This window comes from Streptomyces milbemycinicus (assembly GCF_002154605.1).
Classification (GTDB): Bacteria; Actinomycetota; Actinomycetes; order Streptomycetales; family Streptomycetaceae; genus Streptomyces; species Streptomyces milbemycinicus.
This window is the reverse complement of sequence record NZ_MUNE01000040.1, coordinates 1-6501: the sequence shown is the minus strand read 5'-3', so window position 1 is coordinate 6501 and position 6501 is coordinate 1. Positions and strand designations below refer to the sequence as shown.

Here is a 6501-nt window from a genome sequence, read left to right as displayed (position 1 = left end):
TACGGGGCCCTCGGCCCTGAGGTCGAGTACCGCTATCCGCTCACCATCTCCGTCACCCCTGACCTCCTGCGGAGGCTCGGCATCCCGGAGCGTCCGGGGGAGCGGCCCGATCTGCGGAAGGAGGTACTGGCGCATGGCCCCGGAATCAGGGTCACCGTCGATGCGACGGAGTTCTGGCTCGACCGCGCCACGGACCGGCTCTTCGATCCGACGGCGCAACAGCCCCCGGGGGCGAGGTTCGAGGGGGTCGTGCATTTCATCCCAGAGGTCGACACCGATCCGGCGGCCGTGATTCCGGGTGAGCGGCGGCAGTCCTGGGCGGCGGCGGAGGCCAAGCGGAAGCTGGTCCGTGACCGGCTGGCGCGGACGGGCACGGCCGAGCGGGGCGGGCGGCCGATACCGCTGGTGGAGCTTCTGGGGGATCTTCCGGGATGGGAGATCACCGAGATCGGCCAGGCGACCACCGTCCATCCCCTCGCCCTGGACTACGACGGCCGCCCCTACGCGCAGTTTTCCCTGGGCCCCCCCGCGGTGGGCCGCATGATGCTCTGGGATCACGCCATCAACCGGCTGTGGCGCAAGGACACGCTTCCCCTGTTCGTCGCGGGGAGGCGTTTCGGGGGGCAGGCCGCCCAGGAGCTGGTGGGCCGGCTCGGCTACCGCGACCCGGCGGTCGCGGACCTTCTGCCGTTCCTGGCGGCCATTCCGGATGTGAACGAGGTCTGGGGATACGCGTGGATGGCGTTCAACCAGGTCGCCACCGGACCGGTCAACGCCGCGTTCACGGATACCTCGGACCTGCTCAAGAACCGGTTGGCGGTGGTGTCCCGGTCCGCGCTCGACAGCGTCAGGCGGGCTCTGCGGCCTGACTCGCGGGACTTCCTCGACAAGCGTCACGACCACCTCAGCGTGATCGCCCACGCCGCGCTGACGAAGGAGATAGAGCGCACCTTCGCGCGCTACCGGCCGGGCGAGGCCGTCCCGTACGGGTTCTTCGACGCCGACGAAGTGCCGCCCCCTCGCGAGCATCTGACCGCCGCGCTGACGGGGCTGACGTCCCAGGGGAGGCGGATCGGCCAGTATGAGTCGGTCGGCATGAACGAACTCCCGGGCCTGGACACCGGCAACGGCACGCTGGCGGTCCCGGTGGCGGTGGACGAGCTGCGGGGGTACGGGTTCGACGGCAGGACGATGACCGAGGAGGAGATCGAGCGGGCCGGCGCCGAGCTGGTGGAACTCGGTCGGCAGATGTACGAGGAGGCGGTGGCGGCCCGGGTCCCGCTGTCGCCCGAGGTGCTGATCCGGTCGCTGGAACGGATCGTGAACCATCCGGTGGTCCGGGGATCCCTCCCGCTCATGTGGCTGGCCGCCAATGGCGTGCCGCGGGTGGACGGCCCGCCCCGGCCGCTGCTGACGGCGGCGGAGGGGATGACCGTGGCCAAGGCGCTGGCCCGTTATGCCCTGGGGCACATCCGGTTGCCGGCGGACAGCCCGGCGTATCGGCTGATGGCCACGGCGGTGGGGCGGGCGTCCGCTCTCCTGGGGAGCGGGAGTGTTCTCGCCGAGGTGCGTGCGCGTGTCGAGGGGGCCGTCAGGAGCGCGGAGCGGGTGCTGACGGCTGTCCGCGAGGGGCCGCCGCCGGACGCGATCGAGTGGAAGGCGGAGATCGAGGCGCTGGACGGGACCCGGGTCCCGGTGGACCGGGTGTCGCACGTGCAGCACCTGAATGCGTCGGGTGTGCAGGTGGGGGTGTCGCTGCGGGGTGGCGTAGTAGCCGGACCGTGGCTGTATCGGCAGGGGTCCTACGGTCTGCTGCCTGGGGTGGAGTACGTCACGCGGGTGCGGCGGGGGCCGGTGCCCGGAGGCGTGGCCGGGACTCCGGCGGTGGTGGCGGAGGGCCCGCGGAAGAAGGCGCCGTTCGACAGGGTGTTCCTGGTCGGTATGGACGGGGACGGGACCGCGGCGGAATTGCGGGTCCAGGACGGTTCGGGCGTGGCGGTCGGATACCCGCGGGTGGTGGATTATCTCTTCGCGCGCGCACCGGAGTTGACGGCGGCCCCTTGGGATACGGCTGTGCTGGTGGCGGGCGCGGATGTGGCGGGTCCGCATGCGCCTGGCCGTGATCCGCTGGAGTGGCCGGTGGCGGGTCAGGTGCTGGCCAACGGTACGGGCTTCGACCGGTGGGTGTGGGCTTCCGCCCTGGGCCTGGAGTTCGGGTTCGCTTCGGATGTCGAGGAGGTGGTGGACGAGGACGGTGTGGTCCGGCAGAAGCGGGTGGTGCGGCTTCAGCTGGCGGAGGGTGACTGGCTGGCGGGGTTCCGCCGGGAGCCGTCGTCGGTGCAGTTGGCGGTGTGGGCCGAGCGGGTGACCGGTGATCGGCAGCTGGCTGGGGATGTGGCGCGGTGGTGGCGGGCGGTCCGGCTGGTGTACGGACCGCTCCTGGAGGACGACGAGCCGACGTCCCAGGAGGACGACGAGTCGGTGTCCGAGGAGGACGACGAGACGGCGTTCGAGGCCCTGCTGCGTGGCTTCCACGCGCTGGACCAGTGGCGGGCCGACCAGGGCGATGACTCCCTGCTGACCTGGAGCGGTCTGCGGGCCCTGATCGACGAGCACTTCGTCTCCCTCGGGCAGCCGGCCCCGCCACTGGCACAGGCGCTGCCGGTGCTCCTGGCGTGGGCCGCGGACGAGATCAGGATGGACCTGGAGCTGGAGGGCTCCGATCTGACGCCGCGGCATGTCCCTGTGCGGGCGTGGGAGCAGGCTCCGGAGTCCCCGGCGGCGGACCGGGCGGGCGCCGCCCCGGAGGCGGCCGGGGGCTCCGGCGCGGACGGCGCCGGGGCGCGGGCGCCGTCGGGGCCGTCGACATCCGTGCGGGGGGAATCCGGTTCGCGGGTGTTCATCGGGCCGGTCGTCCCGCCGACGGCCGCGCCTCCCGCCCCGCGGACGGCCGCGCCGTCTTCCGAGTTGCCGACGCTGAGCGTGGTGGAGTTCGGGCCGGGTGAGACGGGCCCGTCCCCGGACGGGCACCTGGCTATCAGGACGCTGGCGGTCAAGGTGGCGACCGCCGGTCTGCGGAACCGGCCGGCGGGCGCCGCGCTGCCGCGGACCGACATCATCGGGTACGGCGCCGGCGTCGCTGATGGTGGCGAGTGGCGCGCGGGGGCTCTGCGCGCGGTGTTCACCTGGCATCTGAACCAGGTGCTGGACATCCTTCAGCAGAGCCTGCCCGAGGGGGCGGGGCGGTTGGCCGCGGAGGACTTCCCGTTCTCCGTGCGGTGGGCTCCCGAGGGGCCCTCGGAGGAGGCGGTCGCACTCGCCGGTGTGCCGCATGCGGTGCTGGAGCGGCAGGCGACGGTCGGGTTCACCCTTTCTCCGGACGCGGCGGCGGCGGAGCGACTGGAGGCTCTGCAGAGGAAGGACCGGGGACTGCGGAGCCGTCCGTTCGACGCGGACGTGGTGGCCCGTCAGGTGCTGCACCGGCCGGAGGGTGCGCCGGTGGACCAGGCGGTGCGCGCGGAGCTGCTGGGGCTGGTGCGGGCGGCCGAGGAGGCTGGGCGGGCGGGGAGTCTGGCGGCGCTTGGGGCGTTCCATCTGGAGAGGCTGGGGGTGACCGGGCCGGATCAGAGCGGCTACTTCACGGTGGGGGGCCACCGGGTTCCCGGTCTGAACTGGCTGGGGCCGGAGGTCATGGGGGCCTTGGACGCCCTGGAGCTGGACATGGACTTCAGCGACGTCCTGGTGCCGGGGCCGGACGGTTCCCTGGCCATCGACGGCGGTCCCGGGCGGGAGACGCCGTGGCCGAAGGAGAAGGTGCCGTACGTCGTCGGGGCCGACTGGCGTGACGGCAAGAGCGGCAAGGACGGCAGGTTGGTGGTGCGGCTGCCGGACGGTTCGACGCGGGACGTGGGCATCGAGGAGTTCGTGGAACTGGTGGCGGCGGATGTGGCGCGGGCGGGTCTGCCGCCGGGCACTCCGATCGTGCTGGCCGTTCCCTTCCTGGGCCGGTATGGCGTGCTGCTGCAGAGGCTTGCGGACCGTACGGGTCTGGTGGTGTGGCCGCACAGCGGTGAGGTGAAGGTCAGCCCGCTGCCCGGCGGGAAGGGCGGCATCGACTTGGTCGTCGGGCGGCCGGGGGTCCCCAAGGGTGCCTGGGTTCCGCTGCGGCCGGGGCAGGGGCCGGTTCTCGATGACAGCGTGCCCGGCTGGTACCACGACGTGGTGCTGTGGCCGATGGTCAGCGAGGAGACCGGGGAGCAGATCGGCGACGCCTCGTTCGAACCCGCCGAGTACGCGCGGGACTTCGAGGAGACGGATCGCCACATCGACCAGATGACGACGTACGTCAACGACTATTTCACCCTGCGCGCCGGTGGGCGGGAGTTGGAGCTGCCGCGCCCGGGTCCCGAGGGCAGTCCGTTCCCCGAGGCCGATGCGTACTACATCAGCCTGCACGGCGTGCCGGGCTACATGATTCTGGCGGTGTGGAGCGGGAACGGCGTGCGCACCCGCTTCGTCGGCGAGGATCAGGCGGTGGCGTGGGTGAAGTGGCTGGTGTCCCGGCTGCCCAGGGACCGCTGGCTGGACATCCCCTGCTGCTGGATCGCGTCCCCCAAGGACAGCAACAGGACGGGTCCCGCCCTGAGGGACGTCTTCGCTCCCGGGGTGTTCGTGGCCAATCCGCTGCGGGAGATCTCTCTGACGCAGCGCATCGTGAACGCGACGCGGTTCTGGGCACGCGTCTCCTACGGCCCGCAGGGGAAGGGGCGGAAGAACGGCAAATACATGCGGAGCCTGACCGCCGATGCCCGGGGGCGGCCGCGGGAGTTCGCCCTGGAGCGGCCGGAGCCGGAGGGTGCGGAGCTGGACCGGCTGGCGCGGGTCGCCAGGCTGCACTCGGGGAACGGCCCGGTGCCGGATGCGGTGCTGGAGCGGACGCTGGATGCGTTGCGGGCGCTGAAGTCGATGTTCGGGATCTATGCGGAGGACCGCGCCGACCTCGGGGAGCTGCTGGCTGGGGCGGCGGCGGTGGATTCGATGTGGCGGGCCGACGACGACTTCAAGCGGGCGGGTCCGCTGACGCTGGATCTGCTGGGACGGGTGATCGCTGAACGTGCGGGGCCCGGGGTCGGGGTGGATCAGGATGTGGTCCGCCGGGTGCTGGCCGAGGCGGCGACGGCGTGGGCGGCGGGGGAGTCGTTCGGGAACTTCGTGGTCCTGCCGGTGGTGCGGGAGGCCGCGGGGTGGCTGAGCGGGGATGGTGCGCGGTCCGAGGCCGTCGACGCCTTGAAGCTGTCCGGCCCCGGTCAGGTGCGGGAGGCGGAGCGGTCGCGGATGTTCTGGGCGCGGGTCAAGGCCGGGGAGGTGCTGGACGCGCCCGGCATGGACGAGACCAGGCGGGACGCGCTGGCCGTGCGGGTGCTCCACCTGGACCCGGACTTCGACGTCGACCCGCGGGAACGTGAGCGCTTGTGGGTCGTGCTCACCCGGGCGTTCGCCGTGGGGCGGGACGCGTCCGACCCGGACGCGGCGGCCGCGTACGACGTCGAGGAGTACGGGGCGTTCGATGACACCGCCATGGACACGGCCTTGGACGGGGCCGAGGGGAGCGGTCGTGACTTCACGGGGGAGTCCTGGTCGGGGGTGAACCTGGCGCGGATCCGTCAGCCCGCCGGTCTGGAGGACACGCCGTGGCGGCACCAGCGTCCACCCCAGGGCCGCAACCAGCGGGCGACCGTGCCGGTCCCCGACCTGGTGCGGATCGAACTGGACGAGCGGAACCCGGACATCATCACGCTGTTCATCGGAAGCCGCGTGTTCCGGATGCCGGTCGGTGAGTTCGTGGAGCTGATGGCGAACGACCCCACCCTGACAGACAAGAGGCCGGGCAGCACCGTCGTCCTGTCGCACGCCCGGCCCGCTCCTGGCATCGGTGAGGTGGCCAGGCGGCTGACGCAACTGGGTCGTTCCGTGTGGTGGACCGAGACCCCGACGGACCTGTCCGGCACGGACGATCAGGGCGCGCCGGTGCTCACCGTGCTCGGCGCCTCCCGTGCCGAATGGCAGAAGGCGGAGGTGGAGTTCCCGACGCCGCCCGTCCCGCCCGCCCCGCTCCCCGCCCCGCGGCCGTACCCGCTCCCGAACTCCAGGCCCCCCGGACCTGGTGCTCCCACGATGACTCCGGCCACGACGGCTGTGCCGACCCTGTCCTTGGCGGCTCCGGTCGTGGCGGACGCGGAGGGGACGGTGGCGCTCCAAGGCGGCCCGGCCACTGTCCCGGACCTCGCTCCTCTGGAGGTGGCCGAGGGCTCCGGCGTGGAGGGTGCCGGGTCGCGGGCGCTGCCGGAGGCGCCGTCGGGGCCGTTGACATCTGTGCCGGGGGGCTCCGGTTCGCCGGTGTTCATCGTGCCGGTTGATCCGCAGTCGGCCGAGCCTCCCGCCCTGCACGCCCCGCGGGCACCCGCGTCCCCCGCCCCGCTTGCCTCGGAGGCGGTGGAGGTC

1 protein-coding gene is annotated in these 6501 nt (G+C 72.7%); it reads left to right on the top strand.

Going from position 1 to position 6501, the window contains the following annotated elements:
• On the top strand, positions 1 to 6501 hold a 6501-nt coding region (locus CCN51_RS03365; RefSeq protein ID WP_143675716.1), incomplete at both ends, for a lonely Cys domain-containing protein.